The following is an 18,846-nucleotide window of genomic DNA, read 5'->3' on the forward strand; positions in this document are numbered from 1 at the left end:
TATGTGTACCACCTGTGGTTGTGGAGAAGGTAACCTCTATATAGAGGGAGACGAACATAACCCGCACTCGCCGTTTCGCAGTGCGCCTTTCGCCTCTGCTGCACGGCCAGCAATGACCATTACGGGCGTGAAAACCCAGGAATTTGAACCGACGCGCGCCGACAACGGCGACCTGCATTACGGTCACGGCGAAGCGGGAACCCACGCGCCGGGCATGAGCCAGCGTCGCATGCTGGAAGTCGAGATTGACGTGCTGGATAAAAACAACCAGCTCGCCGCGCGCAACCGCGCACGCTTTGCCGCCCGCGAACTGTTAGTGCTGAACCTGGTCTCCAGCCCGGGCTCCGGTAAAACCACCCTGCTCACCGAAACCTTAATGCGCCTGAAAGACAAGGTGCCTTGCGCCGTTATTGAAGGCGATCAGCAAACGGTGAACGATGCCGCGCGGATTCGCGCCACCGGTACACCAGCCATTCAGGTCAACACCGGTAAAGGTTGTCACCTTGACGCGCAGATGATTGCCGACGCCGCGCCGCGTTTGCCGCTGGATAACCACGGCATTCTGTTTATCGAAAACGTCGGCAACCTGGTGTGCCCGGCAAGTTTTGATCTCGGCGAAAAGCACAAAGTCGCCGTGCTCTCCGTCACCGAAGGTGAAGACAAACCGCTCAAATATCCGCATATGTTTGCCGCCGCATCTATCATGCTGCTCAATAAAGTCGACCTGCTGCCGTACCTCAACTTCGACGTTGAGAAGTGCATCGCTTACGCCCGTGAAGTGAATCCGAATATTGAAGTTCTGCTGATCTCCGCCACCAGCGGCGAAGGCATGGACACCTGGCTAAACTGGCTGGAGGCACAGCGATGTGCATAGGCATTCCGGGGCAAATCTGCGCCATTGATGGCGTACAGGCGAAAGTGGAAGTCAGTGGCGTAAAGCGCGACGTTGACCTGACGCTGGTTGGCGCGGTAGATGAACAGGGCCAGTCGCGTATCGGCCAGTGGGTGCTGGTGCACGTCGGCTTCGCCATGAGCATCATTAACGAAGAAGAAGCCCGCGACACCCTCGCGGCGCTGCACAATATGTTTGAAGTCGAGCCGGACGTCGGCGCGCTGCTGTATGGCGAGGAGCACTGATGCGTTTCGTTGATGAATATCGCGCCCCTGAGCAGGTAATGCAGCTTATCGCGCATCTGAAATCCCGCGCGGCGCTGCTGAACTACACCGCCGCGCGCCCGTTGCGCATCATGGAAGTGTGCGGCGGTCATACCCACGCCATTTTTAAGTTTGGCCTCGACCAGCTTCTGCCGGATAACATCGAGTTCATCCACGGGCCGGGCTGCCCGGTGTGCGTACTGCCGATGGGGCGCATCGATAGCTGTATCGAAATCGCCAGCCATCCGGAAGTGATTTTCTGCACCTTTGGCGATGCGATGCGCGTGCCGGGGAAAAATGGCTCGCTGATGCAGGCGAAATCGCGCGGCGCGGACGTGCGCATTATCTATTCGCCGATGGATGCGTTGAAACTGGCAAAACAGAACCCTGATCGCAAAGTGGTGTTCTTTGGCCTTGGCTTCGAAACTACCATGCCCGCTACCGCCATTACGCTGCAACAGGCGCGTATCCAGCAGGTCGATAATTTCTTCTTTTTCTGTCAGCACATTACGCTCATCCCGACGTTGCGCAGCCTGCTGGAGCAACCGGACAACGGCATTGACGCGTTCCTCGCGCCGGGCCACGTCAGTATGGTCATCGGCACCGACGCTTATGGATTTATCGCCAGCGATTTTCATCGTCCATTAGTGGTCGCTGGATTCGAACCGATTGATCTACTGCAAGGCGTGAACATGCTGGTTGAGCAGAAAATAGCGGATAACATTCAGGTAGAGAATCAATACCGCCGGGTCGTGCCCGATGAAGGCAACCGGCTGGCGCAGGTGGCTATCGCCGACGTGTTTACCGTGAAAGGCGACAGCGAATGGCGCGGTCTGGGGCTTATCAATGACTCTGGCGTGCAGTTAACCGAAAAATATCAATCATTTGATGCAGAAGCGCACTTCAAACCTGCGCCGCAAAATGTCAGCGATGACCCACGCGCGCGCTGCGGCGACGTGTTAACCGGGCGCTGCAAACCGCATCAATGCCCGCTTTTCGGCAACACCTGTAATCCACAAAGTGCCTTCGGCGCACTGATGGTTTCCTCCGAGGGAGCCTGCGCGGCCTGGTATCAATATCGCAGTCAGGAATCAGAAGCATGAAAAGTATTCAGCTCGCTCACGGCAGTGGCGGCCAGGCAATGCAGCAGTTGATTGGCGACCTGTTTATGCAGGCATTCGCCAACCCGTGGCTGGCGGAGCAGGAAGATCAGGCGCGTTTGTCGCTGGCAACGCTGACCGCGCAGGGCGACCGTTTGGCCTTCTCCACCGATAGCTACGTTATCGACCCGCTTTTCTTCCCCGGCGGTAACATCGGCAAACTGGCGGTGTGCGGTACGGCGAATGATGTCGCAGTCAGCGGCGCGATCCCGCGCTTTCTCTCCTGCGGTTTTATCCTCGAAGAAGGCCTGCCAATGGAGACGCTGGAAGCGGTGGTGAACAGCATGGCGGCGACGGCGAAAGCGGCGGATATCGCCATCGTGACCGGCGATACCAAAGTGGTACCGCGCGGCGCGGCGGATAAACTGTTTATCAATACCGCGGGTATGGGCGCGATTCCGGCGGATATTCACTGGGGTGCGGCGCAGTTGCAGCCTGGCGACCAATTATTGGTGAGCGGCACCCTGGGCGACCACGGAGCGACTATCCTTAACCTTCGCGAGCAGATGGGGCTGGATGGCGAACTGGCGAGCGACTGTGCGGTGCTGACGCCGCTGATTCAGGCGCTGCGTCATATTCCTGGCGTGAAAGCCCTGCGCGACGCCACCCGTGGCGGCGTGAATGCCGTGGCGCATGAGTATGCCGCCACCAGCGGTTTCGGTATTGAACTGCACGAGCAGAAACTGCCGCTGAAAGAGGCGGTGCGCGGCGTATGTGAACTGCTGGGGCTGGATGCGCTTAACTTTGCCAACGAAGGCAAACTGGTGATCGGCGTGGCACGCGATGCGGCGGATGCTGTGCTGGAAGCGCTGCGTGCGCATCCTTTGGGGCGCGATGCGGCGATTATTGGTGAAGTCACCGAACGCAAAGGCGTGCGCGTCGCCGGGCTGTACGGCGTGAAACGCACGCTCGATCTTCCGCACGCAGAGCCGCTGCCGCGGATTTGCTGAGTGCCCGCTTTGTGCCGGGGGCGCTGCGCTTGCCCGGCCTACGGGTAAGCGTAGCGCACCCGACACCATGCACCGGCATGATGGTTTGACCGTTTGTAGGTCGGGTAAGCGTAGCGCACCCGACACCATGCACCGGCATGATGGTTTGGCCGTTGTAGGTCGGGTAAGCGCAGCGCCACCCGACACCATGCACCGGCATGATGGTTTGGCCGTTGTAGGTCGGGAAAGCGCAGCGCCACCCGACAAAAAGCAGGTTCCGCCCTGCCATTAATCTAATTTTTTCTTTTTCCGTACCCTCACGGTACGTTTGTGGGCTAATCAATGTCGTATACACCGATGGGCGATCTCGGTCAGCAAGGGCTGTTCGATATCACCCGGACACTTCTGCAACAACCCGATCTGGCGGCGCTTAGCGAAACGCTAACGCGACTGGTGAAGCAATCTGCACTGGCAGATCGGGCAGCTATCGTACTGCTGCAACCGGGCAATCACCGCGCCAGCTATCATGCGACGCATGAAGCAGGGAAACCCATTGCCTACGACGACGACAGCCTGCTGGCGAACGGCCCGGTGCGTCGACTGCTCTCACGCCCGGACGCCCTGCACTGCGACTATCACGAATTCAGCGAAACCTGGCCGCAGCTCGCCGCCAGCCAGCTCTATACGCCCTTTGGTCATTACAGTCTGTTGCCGCTCGCCGCCGAAGGCCGCATTTTCGGCGGCTGCGAATTTATTCGTGACACCGACCAGCCGTGGACGGAAAAAGAGTACCAACGGCTGCAAACCTTCACCCAGATTATCGCGGTGGTCACCGAGCAAATTCAGAGTCGCGTCACCAACAACGTCGATTACGACTTACTGTGCCACGAACGCGATAACTTCCGCATTCTGGTCGCCATCACCAACGCCGTGCTATCGCGTCTGGATATGGACGACCTGGTGAGCGCGGTGGCCAAAGAGATCCACTACTATTTCCGCATCGACGCCATTAGCATCGTGCTGCGCAGCAACCGTAAGGGCAAACTCAACATCTACTCGACGCACTATCTGGATGTGAACGACCCGGTTCACGATCAGAGTGAAGTGAGCGAAGCGGGTACGCTGACCGAGCGCGTGTTCAAAAGCAAAGAGATGCTAATGCTCAACCTGCGCGAGCAGGATAATCTTGCGCCTTACGAACGTATGCTGTTCGACATGTGGGATAACCAGATTCAAACCCTGTGCCTGCTGCCGTTGATGTCGGGTAATACCATGCTGGGCGTGCTGAAGCTGGCCCAGTGCGACGAAAAAGTCTTTACCGCCACCAATCTTAAACTGCTGCGCCAGATTGCCGAGCGCGTCTCGATTGCAGTAGACAACGCCCTCGCCTATCAGGAAATTCATCGCCTGAAAGAGCGGCTGGTGGATGAAAACCTGGCGCTGACTGAACAACTTAACAATGTAGAAAGTGAGTTCGGCGAAATCATTGGCCGCAGCGAAGCGATGTACAGCGTGCTTAAGCAGGTTGAAATGGTGGCGCAAAGCGACAGCACGGTGCTGATCCTCGGCGAAACCGGCACCGGGAAAGAGCTGATTGCCCGCGCGATCCACAATCTCAGCAACCGCAACGGTCGCCGGATGGTGAAAATGAACTGCGCCGCGATGCCAGCCGGGTTGCTGGAAAGCGACCTCTTCGGCCACGAACGCGGCGCATTTACCGGCGCGAATACGCAGCGTATTGGCCGGTTTGAACTGGCGGATAAAAGCTCGCTGTTCCTTGATGAAGTCGGTGACATGCCGCTGGAACTTCAGCCAAAACTGCTGCGCGTATTACAGGAGCAGGAGTTTGAGCGCCTCGGCAGTAATAAGCTGATCCGCACGGATGTGCGCTTGATCGCCGCCACCAACCGCGATCTGAAACAGATGGTTAACGATCGCAAATTTCGTAGCGATCTCTATTATCGATTGAACGTCTTCCCGATCCACCTTCCACCGTTACGCGAACGTCCGGAAGATATTCCGCTGCTGGTGAAAGCCTTCACCTTTAAAATCGCCCGTCGCCTGGGACGCAATATCGACAGTATTCCGGCGGAAACCCTGCGCACCCTGGAACGCATGGAGTGGCCGGGCAACGTCCGCGAACTGGAGAACGTGATTGAACGCGCCGTTCTGCTGACGCGCGGCAGCGTGCTGCAACTTTCGCTACCCGAAGTGACCATCACACCGGATGAACCCACCGCACCCGCAGCGACCTGCGCTATGGACGGGGAAGATGAATTCCAGTTGATCACGCGCGTACTGAAAGAGACCAACGGCGTCGTCGCCGGGCCAAAAGGTGCGGCGCAACGCCTGGGGCTGAAACGCACCACGCTGCTGTCGCGCATGAAGCGCCTGGGGATAGATAAAGACGCACTTCTGCCTTAAATCTGGCTATACTGCTCTCACACACATCGAAAGGAGGCAGTATGTCAGTATCAGCACGTAACCAGCTTACCGGCACCGTCAGCGCCGTATCCACCGGCGCCGTCAACGACGAAGTAGAACTGACGCTTGCAGGCGGCGCGAAGCTTGTCGCCATCGTCACGCACAGCAGCAAAGAAGCGCTGGGGCTGGCGAACGGAAAGGAAGCCATCGCGTTAATTAAAGCGCCGTGGGTCACGCTGGCTACCGAAGATTGCGGCCTGAAATTCTCCGCCCGCAACCAGTTTGCCGGCAGCGTTTCTCAGATTACCGAAGGTGCCGTGAACGCCACCGTACATATCAAAACCGACGCCGGTTTTGAGGTTGTCGCCGTGGTAACTAACGAAAGCCAGGATGAAATGAAACTCACCACCGGCAGCCGCGTCATTGCGCTGATTAAAGCGTCGGCGATCCTTCTGGCGACTCGCGCGTAATAACGTTAAAATCCCATATTACTTCGGTGATATGGGATTTTATCTTTTATTCACAAAACCCAACAAATAATGAGAACACATCAATAATAAAATAAATCATTACTCTCAGGAAATTATAAAATCCGAACTCACAACACAAATGGCAACCACGATTGCGGTGATTAAACCACAAGATAAAAAATTCAATATTGAATCTTTTTTTCTAACATTAAGAATATCAATTAAATATTTTTCTCTGCGGGCTGACGGAATACCCCCTTGAGAGCCCAGTGTTATTTCTTTTCTCAGCATCTGGCTAAGTTGTTGCGCATTCACTAACAGATAAAGCCCTTTCTTTGCATTGGTGTGAACTTGAATATAACAGGCAGATTCTTTTTGACGCCCCAGTTTTTTTAGCGACCAGGATACATCTATACCGTCAATGGCCGCACCATCGTCCGTCACCTCAATTTGTTTAATGAAAAAATAGGGAACACAGCAACTGCTCATTATTATAAATAAGCCAAAACATAGTGTGTACTCCATAACATGCTCAATATGGCATATCTGATTGACTACGCCATAACTTGTGCGACATATGCTCATCGTTATCCCCACTAAAAAAGCGAGAGATAACACATACAAACCGATGATGAATGTCAGTCGGCATGCAGATATTGAAATCATGAATAAATAGTCACAATGCGCTCTTTTGCTTAACAACCAGTGTAGTCTTTTAAAAAACAAACGAAAAGTAAGAGCCGTTAATGAAATAATCAAAAAGTACTTCGTCATAATTCACCTGATAGCCGCCAACAGCAACGATGACGCATTCACCACTATAAAAACAGAGGCGTAAACTTCATATAAATAAACAATAATATCGACAAGTATGATTTATAAAAATGATAATAAGTTAATTATCCGAGGCGGTCAGAGTACAGTAATAACAGAGATATGTCATCCCGGCTATTTCATCTCTAAAGCAGGACAAAACAGAGATCTCACTTTCAAAATCTGCGTACAATAATCCAGTATTTCGCCAGATTGTCTCCTGTCTTCACGCCCCTGATTTGCCTACCTTAGACACATTACCTGTTCTGAGGAGCAACCTGTATGACCCATCGCATTCAACGCCTGAAAGACACCCTTTTCGCTCACCCACGTGAAATTTCTCTGGAGCGCGCCCTGCTCTATACTGAGAGCCATCGCCAGACAGAAGGCGAGCCGGTGATCGTTCGCCGCGCTAAAGCCACCGCGCACATTCTGGATAACGTTGCCATCAGCATTCGCGATGACGAACTGATTGCGGGCAATCGAACGATTAAACCGCGCGCCGGGATTATGTCACCGGAGATGGACCCTTACTGGTTGCTTAAAGAACTGGATCAGTTCCCGACGCGCCCGCAGGATCGGTTTGCCATCAGCGACGACGACAAGCGCTGCTATCGCGAAGAATTGTTCCCGTACTGGGAAAAGCGCTCGATGAAAGATTTCATTAACGGGCAGATGACCGATGAGGTAAAAACCGCCGTTGGTACGCAGATTTTCAGCGTTAACCAGACTGACAAAGGCCAGGGTCATATCATTATCGACTACCCGCGCCTGCTGAATAACGGCCTCGCCGCGCTGGTTTCAGAGATAAAAGCACACTGTACTCAGCAGCCGGAAAACCATTTTTATGCCGCAGTGTTGATTGTGCTGGAAGCCGCGCAGCGTCATATTCTGCGCTATGCCGTACTGGCGGAAACCCTGGCCGTAGCGTGCCCGGATGCCACGCGTCGCCAGGAGTTGCTGTCTATCGCCGCGACATCCCGCCATAACGCCGAACAGCGCCCGGAGGATTTCCATCAGGCATGCCAGCTGTTCTGGTACATGAATATCATTTTGCAGTATGAATCTAACGCCAGTTCGATTTCCCTGGGCCGCTTCGACCAGTACATGCTGCCCTTCTGGCAGGCCTCTCTCAACCGTGGCGTTGACGCGCAAACGCTGCGCGAGCTGCTGGAATCCCTGTGGGTGAAATGCAACGACATCGTACTGCTGCGTTCCACCAGCAGCGCCCGTTATTTTGCCGGTTTCCCGACGGGTTATACCGCACTGCTCGGGGGCTTAACCGAGAATGGCCGCAGCGCCGTGAACGCCCTTTCGTTTATGTGTCTGGATGCTTATCAGAGCGTACGTCTGCCGCAGCCAAACCTCGGCGTGCGCGTCAATGAGCTGATTGATCGCCCGTTCCTGCGTAAAACCGCCGAGACCATTCGCCTCGGTACCGGCATTCCGCAAATTTTTAACGATGAAGTGGTCGTTCCGGCATTTTTAAACCGTGGCGTGTCGCTGGAAGATGCGCGCGATTACGCGGTAGTCGGCTGCGTCGAGCTGTCGATTCCAGGGCGGACCTACGGGTTACACGATATCGCCATGTTTAACCTGCTGAAGGTGATGGAAATCGTGCTGCATGAGAACGAAGGCAATTCAACGATCGACTGGGAAGGCTTGCAGACGCAGATCCGCGACAAGATTCGCCACTACATTAAGCTGATGGTTGAAGGCAGCAACATCTGCGATATCGGTCACCGCGACTGGGCGCCGGTTCCCCTGCTCTCCTCGTTTGTCAGCGACTGCATGGTCAACGGCAAAGACATCACCGAAGGCGGCGCGCGCTACAACTTCTCCGGCGTACAGGGTATTGGCATCGCCAACCTCAGCGATTCGCTACATGCACTGAAAGGCATGGTTTTTGACCAGCAGCGGATGCGTTTTGACGAACTGTTGGCGGTACTGAAAGCAAACTTCGAAACACCAGAAGGCAAAGAAGTTCGCGCGCGACTAATTAACCGCTTTGAGAAGTACGGCAACGATATCGACGAAGTGGATAATATCAGCGCCGATCTGCTGCGTTTTTACTGCAAAGAGGTGGAAAAATACCGCAATCCGCGCGGGGGGCAGTTTACACCAGGTTCCTACACCGTTTCAGCGCACGTGCCGTTGGGATCGGTAGTCGGCGCGACGCCGGATGGCCGTTTTGCCGGGGAGCAACTGGCGGATGGCGGCTTGTCGCCCATGCTAGGCCAGGATTGCCAGGGGCCAACGGCAGTGCTGAAATCGGTGAGCAAGCTGGATAACTATTTGCTCTCTAACGGGACGCTGCTGAACGTGAAATTTACCCCGGCGACGCTGGAAGGCGAAGGCGGACTGAACAAGCTTTCGGATTTCCTTCTCGCCTTTACCAAACTGAAGTTGCAGCACGTGCAGTTTAACGTCGTTAACGCCGATATGCTGCGCGAAGCCCAGCAGCGCCCGCAGGATTTCGCCGGGTTGGTGGTCCGCGTGGCGGGCTACAGTGCCTTCTTTGTTGAGCTGTCGAAGGAGATTCAGGATGACATTATCCGCCGCACCGCGCATCAGCTGTGAGGTAATGGAGCCGCGCGCCAACACGGCGCGCATCTTTAACATCCAGCGTTACTCGCTGAACGACGGCCAGGGTATCCGTACGGTGGTCTTTTTTAAAGGCTGCCCACACCGCTGCCCGTGGTGCGCTAACCCGGAATCCCTGTCGCCCAAAATCGAAACCGTGCGCCGCGAAAGCAAATGCCTGCGCTGCGTTCGCTGCCGCCAGGATGCGGATGAGTGTCCGTCTGGTGCATGGGAAAATATTGGCCGCGACGTCTCGCTGGCACAGCTGGAACGCGATGTTCTAAAAGATGACATATTCTTTCGCGCATCGGGTGGCGGTGTCACGCTTTCGGGCGGTGAAATACTGATGCAGGCAGAATTCGCCACACAATTTTTGCAACGCCTGCGCCAGTTAGGTATCCGTACGGCAATCGAAACGGCGGGTGACGCATCATTCAGCCGCCTGCTACCGCTGGCCAGCGCCTGCGATGAAGTATTGTTTGATTTAAAAATCATGGATGCCGAACGCGCCCGCGAGGTGTTGAATATCAACCAGCTACGCGTGCTGGAAAACTTCCGCCAGCTGCTGGCGGCCGGTATAAAGGTCATCCCGCGCCTGCCACTGATCCCTGGCTTCACGTTGAACGACGAGAATGTGACGCAGATTCTGGCATTCCTCGCACCGCTTGCGGTGCAGGAAATTCACCTGCTACCGTTTCATCAGTACGGTGAACCGAAATACCATCAGCTTAGTAAAGTGTGGCAAATGGCGGGCGTGACAGCACCAACAGAGCAGGATATCGCCCCACTGCGCGAGAAAATCGAACGGGCCGGCTATCGGGTAGTGATGGGCGGGTAATTATTTCGCATTGGGTTTCTTGCGATATTTTTCAGGTAGTTCCGGCACCGGGCGTTTGTCATCAATCAGATGGCGGACGGTGAGAATCGGGTGACGCCAGAGCATTCGTGGCCCGGCCCAACGCATTATCTGCTTCATCTCTTCGCGCTTTGCCGGCTGATAGCAGTGTACCGGGCACTGTTTGCAGGCCGGTTTTTCTTCACCGAACACGCACTTGTCGAGACGCTTTTCTGCATACGCGAAAAGTTCATCATAATGCCCGCTCTGAGCTACGGCCTGCGGGCACCGTTTCTCGTAAAGCGCGATCATTTTTTCAATCGTTTTTTTCTCACGATCAATACGTTTTCCAGACATTGCGCCCCCTCCCGACAAAAGATGCATGTATCTTACAACTTATCTATTGTGCATACCATTACCCGAAAGTGATAGTTCGCCATTATCTGCTTGTATCGATATCCGGTTATTCAGCGTCGTATAACGAATAATATGAAACAGTATTAATAACTTGTCATTGTCTTAATGCTTATGTTATTTTTCTTATATCATCAACTCTTCAACTTTTGATTTTAATCAATAAACCCACATTATTATCAAACGCTCTCGCCCCACACTTCCATATTAATATGGTGATAATAATAATCACACCAATATTCACCCATGATAACTAAATTATTTTTCTAATCTTTTCGCCGTTTGTTCATACACAAAAAAGACGCTAATTTAAGATTTTTACCTCCCAGTGGATAAGTGACAACAAAAAACTTTTAATCACTGCGCCAGCATTTTTCACACGCGCATTATTCTTATATTGTTAAAACCTATTAATCGTTAATGGTTGCGGTATTTTAAACGATTTTTTATTTCATTCCTGCCATCACTACTATCCAGATTGCAAACCTTTTGTTTTTAACTGTTGCAAAAACAATATTGATTATGAGCAAGGAAAAGCTATGAGCCCTAATCCTCTGATTCACCCAATGTCAAAAGTTGCACTTGTCGTATCACTGGTACTTTCTGCTCATGCCAATGCAGGTGCAATCAATAATAATATCGATTTATTCGCTTTATATCCGCCGATTGATGCCAGCACCACCGTCACTATCAATGAAAATAATTCCGTTACGCTGTCATCGACAGAGAATACCGAACCTGAATGGGACCAGTTTAAGTCGCTGATTATCGGGAAAGACACCGATGGCAGCATGATTATTGATAATCGCGCAATCAATACTCAACCCATAAACGTAAATGAAAATATCATCGGTGAAAACTCAACGGGGTCCTTAACGTTAACCAATGGCGCCAGATGGTCGGTTAATCGTGCTTATCTTTCTTTAGGAACAAATGACGGCAAAGGAACCCTGGTGGTTGAAAAAGGGAGTCAGATTACCGGCATCGGTGAGCTCAGAATCGGTGAGTTCGCGAGTGCGGCTGAAGGCGTCGTTATTATCGACGGAGAGAACTCATCAGTTGAGACTCAATGGACGATGGTTGGCGATCAGGGAACGGGGTATCTTGCGATCACTAACGGAGGTCACCTCAGCGTAGCCAGACACCTGGTATCAGGATTCAATGGTTATCCAGAATTTAATCAGGCTGGTCATGGTGAAGTGCTGGTCGACGGTGACCAGTCAACCCTTGACGTCACTTCTAATTTAACCGTTGGCGGTTACGGTGCGGATGAAAATTCAGGGTTTGGCACTCTGACCATCAGTAATGGCGCAACCGTCAATGTGGGAAACGAATTGCAATTAGGCTATAGCACAACGGCCACCGGAATCCTCAATATCGGCGGCGTAGCCGGTGAAGCGGAACAGGGCGCGGGCACACTCAACGCGCCGGTGATCCTTTTAGGTCGTGAGGGTGATAACAGCACCGCGATTCTCAACTTTAACCATAACAGCGAAGATTTTACGCTCGCGGCGAATATTGTTAACCACGGGGAAGTGAATCAGGTAGGTTCGGGCATTACGACCCTCAGCGGCGCGAACACCTACACGGGCACCACCCATGTGGCAAACGGCACGCTGCGCGCGGGTGTAGCGAATACCTTTAGCGCCAATTCAGATTATGTCGTCGACAGCGCCGGGACGCTTGATCTCAACGGTCACGATCAAACGCTCAACTCGCTGATTCTGGCAGGCAACGCCACCCTTTCCTCAGGCGAAGCAGGCGATGAATTTACGCCCACCACGCTCACCATTAACGGCGACTATACGGCAGACAACGCTCTACTGGCGCTGCGCACGGTATTAGGTGATGACCTCTCTGCCACCGACAAACTGGTTGTGCTGGGCGATACCGCGGGCGACACCCGCGTCAGCATCAGCAATGCGGGCGGCACTGGTTCGCAGACCATTGAAGGTATCCGCATTGTCGATGTCGCCGGTGAATCAAACGGCACGTTTGCAAAAGAGGGGCGCATCGTCGCTGGAGCATATGACTACAATATTGTCAAACTCGACAATCAGAACTGGTATCTCACCAGTGAAGCCATTCCGGACCCGGTCAAGCCCGTAGATCCTGTCGACCCTATCGATCCTAAACCTCCGGTTGATCCGGTTGACCCTGTACCGCCTGTCGATCCGGTTGACCCTGTACCACCTGTCGATCCGGTTGACCCTGTACCACCTGTCGATCCGGTTGACCCTGTACCGCCTGTCGACCCGGTTGACCCGGTGCCGCCTGTCGACCCTATTCCAACGAAACCTGAAGGTGAACATCAGTATCGCCCGGAATCAGGCAGCTATCTCGCGAATGCAATGGCCAACAACACCTTGTTTAATACTCGCCTGCACGATCGTTTGGGGGAAACCCAGTACACCGATGCACTGACCGGCGAGCAGAAAGTGACCAGTCTGTGGATGCGTAACGTCGGCGGACACACTCGATTTAAAGATGGGTCAGACCAACTCTCAACGCAGAGTAATCGCTATGTGTTGCAGATTGGCGGTGACATCGCACAATGGAGCAGCAACGGTCAGGACCGTTTACACCTCGGCATGATGGCGGGCTATGCCAACAGTAAAAGCCGCACGCATTCAAAACTGACCGGATATTCTTCTCGCGGCGAAGTGAGTGGTTATAGCGCGGGGCTCTACGGCACATGGTATGCCAACGAGCTCGACAAAACCGGCCTCTATGTCGATAGCTGGGTGCTTTATAACTGGTTTGATAACAAAGTATCCGGCGAGAGTCTCGCCACCGAGAAGTATGATGCAGATGGCGTTACCGCCTCAATTGAGAGCGGCTACAGCTTCCGTCTCGGCGAAAGCAGCGATACGCGTACCAGCTACTGGCTGCAACCCAAACTCCAGCTTACCTGGATGGATGTGCAGGCCGACAGCCTGACCGAACATAACGGAACCCGCGTGTCGGATAAAACAGATGGCAATCTGCAAACACGTCTCGGCGTGAAAGCGTATCTTCAGGGGAACAACAAACTGGACGACGGGAAAGATCGTACTTTCCAGCCGTTTGTTGAAGCGAACTGGATCTACAATTCGGACACGTACCGCGTGAAAATGGATGATATCAGCAATGATATCAGCGGCACGCGCAATGTTGGCGAGCTGAAAGTTGGCGTTGAGGGGCAAATTAACAAGCGTCTACAACTATGGGGGAATGTTGCCCAACAGCTGGGCGACAACGGTTACAGCGACACCCAGGGTATGCTGGGTATGAAGTACAGTTTCTAATCCCCCCTGTCCCCACCTGCGTTTTCGCAGGTGGGGATCCTGTTATCCCTCCTCTCAATCACCATGCCTTTTGCTTTTACGCGCTCATACGCATAACCCCAGGCGACATCTGGAAGCGCGATCGCAGAACCACGCAGATTGTTAAATCAACGTCGTATTAATGGTACAATCGCCCCCCAAGAAGCTGAATTTCATCGGCGGCGTTGACGCGACCCGGTTCACTTTCGTGGTCATGCATGAGAAGCGAAATTCTCACTAACGCACTAAAAGTAAAGAGAATGGAATAACGAATTCGATGAGTACGATTGATAACCTGGACGCCCACACGCCGATGATGCAGCAGTATCTCAAGCTGAAAGCACAGCATCCGGAAATCCTGCTGTTCTACCGCATGGGCGACTTTTACGAGCTGTTCTACGATGACGCCAAACGCGCATCGCAGCTGCTGGATATTTCGCTTACCAAACGCGGCGCTTCAGCAGGCGAGCCTATTCCGATGGCGGGCATTCCGCATCACGCAGTGGAAAACTATCTCGCTAAGCTGGTGAATCAGGGCGAATCGGTCGCCATTTGCGAACAAATTGGCGACCCGGCAACCAGTAAAGGCCCGGTAGAACGTAAGGTTGTGCGCATCGTCACGCCGGGCACGATCAGCGATGAAGCCCTGTTGCAGGAGCGCCAGGACAACCTGCTGGCGGCTATCTGGCAGGACAGCAAAGGCTACGGCTACGCGACGCTGGATATCAGCTCCGGGCGTTTTCGTCTCAGCGAACCGGCAGACCGGGAAACGATGGCGGCAGAGCTGCAACGCACTAACCCTGCGGAATTGCTGTATGCAGAAGATTTCGCCGAGATGGCGCTGATTGAAGGCCGTCGCGGCCTGCGCCGTCGCCCGCTGTGGGAGTTTGAAATCGACACCGCGCGTCAGCAGCTTAACCTGCAATTCGGTACCCGCGATCTCATCGGTTTTGGCGTGGAAAACGCGCCGCGCGGCCTGTGCGCTGCGGGCTGCCTGTTGCAGTACGTGAAAGATACCCAGCGCACCTCACTCCCGCATATCCGCTCCATCACCATGGAGCGTCAGCAGGACAGCATCATTATGGATGCGGCCACCCGGCGTAATCTGGAGATCACCCAGAATCTGGGCGGGGGCGTTGAAAACACGCTGGCGTCCGTGCTCGATTGTACCGTAACGCCGATGGGCAGCCGCATGCTCAAGCGCTGGCTGCATATGCCGGTGCGCGACACAAAAACGCTGACAGAGCGCCAGCAAACTATCGGCGCTTTACAGGATGCGACCGGCGAACTGCAACCGGTACTGCGTCAGGTGGGCGATCTCGAACGTATTCTGGCGCGCCTTGCGCTGCGTACCGCTCGCCCGCGCGACCTGGCGCGTATGCGTCATGCCTTCCAGCAACTGCCGGAACTGCGCGCACAGCTGGAGAGTGTCGATAGCGCCCCGGTGCAGATGCTGCGCGAGAAAATGGGCGAGTTCACGGAACTGCGTGAACTGCTCGAACGCGCGATTATCGATGCGCCGCCGGTGCTGGTGCGCGACGGCGGTGTCATCGCGCCGGGTTACAACGAAGAGCTGGATGAGTGGCGCGCGCTGGCCGACGGCGCAACCGACTACCTCGATCGTCTGGAAATTCGTGAACGCGAGCGTACCGGCCTGGATACCCTGAAAGTGGGCTTTAATGCCGTCCACGGTTATTACATCCAGATCAGCCGTGGGCAAAGCCACCTGGCACCTATCAACTATGTTCGTCGCCAGACGCTAAAGAATGCTGAACGCTATATCATTCCTGAGCTGAAAGAGTACGAAGATAAAGTCCTCACCTCCAAAGGCAAAGCCCTGGCGCTGGAAAAACAGCTTTACGACGAACTGTTCGACCTGTTGCTGCCGCATCTGGCCGAGCTGCAACAGAGCGCAAGCGCCCTGGCGGAGCTGGACGTGCTGGTAAACCTTGCCGAACGCGCGTATACGCTGAACTATACCTGCCCGACCTTTATCGACAAACCGGGCATTCGCATCACCGAAGGCCGCCACCCGGTGGTTGAACAGGTGCTGAACGAGCCGTTTATCGCCAACCCGCTGAACCTGTCACCGCAGCGTCGTATGTTAATCATCACCGGCCCGAACATGGGCGGTAAGAGTACCTACATGCGTCAGACCGCGCTAATTGCCCTGCTGGCTTACATCGGCAGCTACGTGCCTGCGCAAAGCGTGGAGATTGGCCCGATTGACCGCATCTTTACCCGCGTTGGCGCGGCGGATGACCTTGCCTCTGGCCGCTCAACCTTTATGGTGGAGATGACCGAAACGGCCAACATTCTGCATAACGCCACCGAAAACAGCCTGGTGCTGATGGATGAAATTGGGCGCGGTACATCAACCTACGACGGTCTGTCGCTGGCATGGGCGTGTGCGGAAAATCTGGCGAATAAAATCAAAGCGTTAACGCTGTTTGCCACCCACTACTTCGAGCTGACTCAACTGCCGGAGAAAATGGAAGGCGTGGCGAACGTGCATCTCGATGCGCTGGAGCACGGCGACACCATCGCCTTTATGCACAGCGTACAGGACGGCGCGGCGAGCAAAAGCTACGGCCTGGCGGTTGCTGCACTGGCAGGTGTGCCGAAAGAGGTGATCAAGCGTGCGCGGCAGAAACTGCGCGAGCTGGAGAGCATTTCGCCGAATGCCGCCGCGACACAGGTCGATGGCACGCAGATGTCGCTGCTGTCAGCGCCGGAAGAAACCTCGCCCGCGGTGGAAGCGCTGGAAAATCTCGACCCGGATTCACTGACTCCACGTCAGGCGCTGGAGTGGATTTATCGGTTGAAGAGTTTGATGTAAATGCACTATCCCCGATGGTATTAACCCTCGGGGATATTAATGGTCATTAACGATGCAAACAGGAGTATAATAAAAGCTGAGATATAAAACCATTAAGGAAATATATGAAAAGGATTTTTCTATTTATAGTAGTAATACTCCAATTCTCGGGTAGTTGTTTAGCTACCTCGCAGCCATCACTTGATGATCTCATTCAGGCTGAAAAACGTTATTCTCTTACCAAGCAAAAAAACCTTAATGATATTATTACACAGGCTCAATCTGGTGACAAAAAAGCTCAACAGACATTAGGCCTTGTTTACAGAGAAGGTTTCACCGGAGTTATTAATCGAGAAAAATCATTTTATTGGTTTAACCTTGCAGCAATTCAAGAAGATCCCATTTCAGAGTTTTATGTCGGCCTTTTATATCATGAAGGCGATAAAAATACGCCTCCAGATTATAGCAATGCGTTAAAATGGTATGAGAAGGCAGCTAACCATGGTAATACACAGGCACAAGTAAACTGTGCCAATATCTATCAGTTTGGGCCTACCGCATTCAAAGATATTAATAAGGCCAAATATTGGCTACTTAAGGCCGCAGAAACTGGAGATCCTATCGCTCATGCGAATCTGGGCCAGCTTGCCGCAGAAGAGAAGAAATATGATGAAGCTGCCTCATATTTGAAATATGCCGCAGAGAAAGGCCAGCGTATTGCTCAATATAATTATGCCACACTCTTTCTAAATGGTACTGGTGTCGCTAAAAATATCGGCCAAGCTAAATATTGGTATGAGAAAGCGGCGGCACAAGATCTTCCTGATGCACAAATTTACTTAGGCAGGATTTATGCGTCAGGAGCAGATGTGAAAGGCGTAGATAAAGAAAAAGCATTATATTGGCTTAATATGGCTAAAGAGAAAGGTGCAATTTCTGAGGAACAAATCAACGCTATTCTTTCACAAAAGAATGATTAACATCCTTATGGGGAGTTGTGATGCTATCCGTTCGCTATCAAAAAATTGACACTCATCACTATCGCCATATCTGGGCCGTTGGTGATATTCATGGTGACTATCAATTATTACAATCCCGCTTGCACCAATTATCTTTTTGTTCTGAAACTGACTTACTTATTTCCGTAGGCGATAATATTGATCGTGGGCCGGATAGTCTTAACGTGCTACGCCTGTTAAACCAGCCCTGGTTTACATCGGTTAAAGGCAACCACGAGGCAATGGCGCTTGATGCCTTCGCGACTGGCGATGGCAATATGTGGCTTGCCAGTGGCGGTGACTGGTTCTTTGAGTTAAATGATTCAGAACAAAAAGAAGCAATAGACCTGTTGCTTCGCTTTCATCATCTTCCGCATATTATAGAAATCACCAACGATATTATAAAATATGTTATCGCACATGCAGATTATCCGGGTGATGAGTATCAGTTTGGCAAGGAAGTAGCGGAAAGAGAGATACTTTGGCCTGTTGAGCGCGTGCAGAAATCACTCAAAGGTGAGTTAAAAGAAATAAACGGTGCCGACTGTTTTATCTTCGGGCATATGATGTTTACAAATATCCAGACATTTGCCAATCAGGTTTATATTGATACCGGCTCGCCGGAAAGCGGACGGTTATCATTTTATAAAATTAAATGACGTAGGCCGGGTAAGGCGTAGCCGCCACCCGGCATTGTGTGCTTAACGCTTATCTTCCGCCAGCAGCGGCGGGATGCTCGGCACCATTGGCGCGTCATCAATATCTTTCTGCGTCATACGAAACGCTTCCGGGTAATGTTCGCGACTGGTGCGGCGTAGCGGTTCGGTATCGCGCCAGGTATAAAGGCAATGCTGGCACTGGTAGACCGTCCAGACATCTTTCACCGGCGATTTCGCCATCACTTCAATCTGTTCATCAGCACAACGTGGACAAATCATCTTC

At 53.1% G+C, this 18,846-nt stretch carries 16 protein-coding genes; 12 read left to right on the forward strand and 4 right to left on the reverse strand.

Annotated elements, in window-relative coordinates; genetic code table 11:
* Position 1: 1 nt before the first annotated feature.
* From hypB to hypE, 4 genes are read left to right on the forward strand one after another with little or no spacing between them, the layout of a single operon-like run.
* Positions 2-874 carry a hydrogenase nickel incorporation protein HypB gene (gene hypB / locus ACWWFX_RS02985; protein ID WP_456146278.1) on the forward strand — a complete coding sequence of 291 codons (873 nt, stop codon included), beginning with the start codon at positions 2-4 and terminating at the stop codon, positions 872-874.
* A complete protein-coding gene (locus tag ACWWFX_RS02990) occupies positions 865-1,137 on the forward strand; it encodes a HypC/HybG/HupF family hydrogenase formation chaperone (RefSeq protein ID WP_015963272.1) in 273 nt (90 codons plus the stop codon). Before hypB ends, ACWWFX_RS02990 begins: the two co-directional genes overlap by 10 nt.
* The gene (gene hypD, locus ACWWFX_RS02995; RefSeq protein ID WP_149463427.1) at positions 1,137-2,258 is read left to right on the forward strand and encodes a hydrogenase formation protein HypD; all 1,122 of its coding nucleotides are present in this window, start codon (positions 1,137-1,139) and stop codon (positions 2,256-2,258) included. The genes ACWWFX_RS02990 and hypD overlap by 1 nt, the downstream gene beginning before the upstream one ends.
* Positions 2,255-3,265: a hydrogenase expression/formation protein HypE gene (gene hypE / locus ACWWFX_RS03000; protein WP_473223184.1), complete on the forward strand. Its 1,011-nt coding sequence runs from the start codon at positions 2,255-2,257 to the stop codon at positions 3,263-3,265. Before hypD ends, hypE begins: the two co-directional genes overlap by 4 nt.
* A gap of 38 nt (positions 3,266-3,303) precedes the next feature.
* Here the strand turns inward: hypE and ACWWFX_RS03005 are convergent, their stop codons facing one another.
* On the reverse strand, positions 3,304-3,504 hold the full coding sequence (locus tag ACWWFX_RS03005; protein ID WP_473223185.1) for a hypothetical protein: 201 nt from the start codon (positions 3,502-3,504) through the stop codon (positions 3,304-3,306).
* Positions 3,505-3,586: 82 nt separating this feature from the next.
* Between ACWWFX_RS03005 and flhA the strand changes: the two genes are divergently transcribed.
* Together flhA and ACWWFX_RS03015 are read left to right on the forward strand one after the other, a co-directional pair.
* The gene (flhA, locus tag ACWWFX_RS03010; protein ID WP_473223186.1) at positions 3,587-5,668 is read left to right on the forward strand and encodes a formate hydrogenlyase transcriptional activator FlhA; all 2,082 of its coding nucleotides are present in this window, start codon (positions 3,587-3,589) and stop codon (positions 5,666-5,668) included.
* Between the two features lie 41 nt (positions 5,669-5,709).
* Entirely contained in the window at positions 5,710-6,138 is a 429-nt protein-coding gene (locus ACWWFX_RS03015) for a TOBE domain-containing protein (RefSeq protein ID WP_473223187.1), read from the forward strand.
* A 105-nt stretch (positions 6,139-6,243) separates the two neighbouring features.
* On the opposite strand, the gene ACWWFX_RS03020 is transcribed toward ACWWFX_RS03015, so the two are convergent.
* Positions 6,244-6,912 carry a hypothetical protein gene (locus ACWWFX_RS03020; protein ID WP_473223188.1) on the reverse strand — a complete coding sequence of 223 codons (669 nt, stop codon included), beginning with the start codon at positions 6,910-6,912 and terminating at the stop codon, positions 6,244-6,246.
* 321 nt (positions 6,913-7,233) lie between these two features.
* Here ACWWFX_RS03020 and ACWWFX_RS03025 point away from each other — a divergent pair, with 321 nt between their 5' ends.
* Positions 7,234-9,531, forward strand: a complete 2,298-nt coding sequence (locus ACWWFX_RS03025) for a formate C-acetyltransferase (RefSeq protein WP_473223189.1) — start codon at positions 7,234-7,236, stop codon at positions 9,529-9,531.
* Positions 9,497-10,372, forward strand: coding sequence for a [formate-C-acetyltransferase]-activating enzyme (locus ACWWFX_RS03030; protein WP_473223190.1), 876 nt, complete (start codon positions 9,497-9,499; stop codon positions 10,370-10,372). The genes ACWWFX_RS03025 and ACWWFX_RS03030 overlap by 35 nt, the downstream gene beginning before the upstream one ends.
* On the opposite strand, the gene ACWWFX_RS03035 is transcribed toward ACWWFX_RS03030, so the two are convergent.
* Entirely contained in the window at positions 10,373-10,726 is a 354-nt protein-coding gene (locus ACWWFX_RS03035; RefSeq protein ID WP_473223191.1) for a nitrous oxide-stimulated promoter family protein, read from the reverse strand.
* Between the two features lie 596 nt (positions 10,727-11,322).
* On the opposite strand from ACWWFX_RS03035, the gene ACWWFX_RS03040 reads away from it, so the two are divergent.
* The 4 genes from ACWWFX_RS03040 to pphB all read left to right on the forward strand — a co-directional run bounded on the left by ACWWFX_RS03040 (position 11,323) and on the right by pphB (position 18,563).
* On the forward strand, positions 11,323-14,070 hold the full coding sequence (locus tag ACWWFX_RS03040; RefSeq protein WP_473223192.1) for an autotransporter outer membrane beta-barrel domain-containing protein: 2,748 nt from the start codon (positions 11,323-11,325) through the stop codon (positions 14,068-14,070).
* A 295-nt stretch (positions 14,071-14,365) separates the two neighbouring features.
* The gene (mutS, locus tag ACWWFX_RS03045) at positions 14,366-16,927 is read left to right on the forward strand and encodes a DNA mismatch repair protein MutS (protein ID WP_473223193.1); all 2,562 of its coding nucleotides are present in this window, start codon (positions 14,366-14,368) and stop codon (positions 16,925-16,927) included.
* Positions 16,928-17,031: 104 nt separating this feature from the next.
* Positions 17,032-17,886, forward strand: a complete 855-nt coding sequence (locus tag ACWWFX_RS03050; RefSeq protein ID WP_473223194.1) for a tetratricopeptide repeat protein — start codon at positions 17,032-17,034, stop codon at positions 17,884-17,886.
* 20 nt (positions 17,887-17,906) lie between these two features.
* On the forward strand, positions 17,907-18,563 hold the full coding sequence (gene pphB / locus ACWWFX_RS03055; RefSeq protein WP_276222586.1) for a protein-serine/threonine phosphatase: 657 nt from the start codon (positions 17,907-17,909) through the stop codon (positions 18,561-18,563).
* A gap of 42 nt (positions 18,564-18,605) precedes the next feature.
* On the opposite strand, the gene ACWWFX_RS03060 is transcribed toward pphB, so the two are convergent.
* Positions 18,606-18,842 (reverse strand): non-oxidative hydroxyarylic acid decarboxylases subunit D, encoded by a 237-nt coding sequence (locus ACWWFX_RS03060; RefSeq protein WP_015963262.1) that lies wholly within the window; start codon positions 18,840-18,842, stop codon positions 18,606-18,608.
* Between the last annotated feature and the right edge of the window lie 4 nt (positions 18,843-18,846).

The sequence above is a fragment of the Pseudocitrobacter sp. 2023LY-00077 genome, assembly GCF_055796175.1.

Coding starts and splice junctions, on each gene's coding strand:
- ACWWFX_RS03040 (WP_473223192.1), top strand. CDS start 11,323: ATGAGCCCTAATCCTCTGATTCACCCAATGTCAAAAGTTGCACTTGTC.
- ACWWFX_RS03020 (WP_473223188.1), bottom strand. CDS start 6,912: ATGACGAAGTACTTTTTGATTATTTCATTAACGGCTCTTACTTTTCGT.
- pphB (WP_276222586.1), top strand. CDS start 17,907: ATGCTATCCGTTCGCTATCAAAAAATTGACACTCATCACTATCGCCAT.
- ACWWFX_RS03035 (WP_473223191.1), bottom strand. CDS start 10,726: ATGTCTGGAAAACGTATTGATCGTGAGAAAAAAACGATTGAAAAAATG.
- ACWWFX_RS03050 (WP_473223194.1), top strand. CDS start 17,032: ATGAAAAGGATTTTTCTATTTATAGTAGTAATACTCCAATTCTCGGGT.
- ACWWFX_RS03015 (WP_473223187.1), top strand. CDS start 5,710: ATGTCAGTATCAGCACGTAACCAGCTTACCGGCACCGTCAGCGCCGTA.
- hypB (WP_456146278.1), top strand. CDS start 2: ATGTGTACCACCTGTGGTTGTGGAGAAGGTAACCTCTATATAGAGGGA.
- ACWWFX_RS03030 (WP_473223190.1), top strand. CDS start 9,497: ATGACATTATCCGCCGCACCGCGCATCAGCTGTGAGGTAATGGAGCCG.
- mutS (WP_473223193.1), top strand. CDS start 14,366: ATGAGTACGATTGATAACCTGGACGCCCACACGCCGATGATGCAGCAG.
- ACWWFX_RS02990 (WP_015963272.1), top strand. CDS start 865: ATGTGCATAGGCATTCCGGGGCAAATCTGCGCCATTGATGGCGTACAG.
- flhA (WP_473223186.1), top strand. CDS start 3,587: ATGTCGTATACACCGATGGGCGATCTCGGTCAGCAAGGGCTGTTCGAT.
- ACWWFX_RS03025 (WP_473223189.1), top strand. CDS start 7,234: ATGACCCATCGCATTCAACGCCTGAAAGACACCCTTTTCGCTCACCCA.
- hypE (WP_473223184.1), top strand. CDS start 2,255: ATGAAAAGTATTCAGCTCGCTCACGGCAGTGGCGGCCAGGCAATGCAG.
- ACWWFX_RS03060 (WP_015963262.1), bottom strand. CDS start 18,842: ATGATTTGTCCACGTTGTGCTGATGAACAGATTGAAGTGATGGCGAAA.
- hypD (WP_149463427.1), top strand. CDS start 1,137: ATGCGTTTCGTTGATGAATATCGCGCCCCTGAGCAGGTAATGCAGCTT.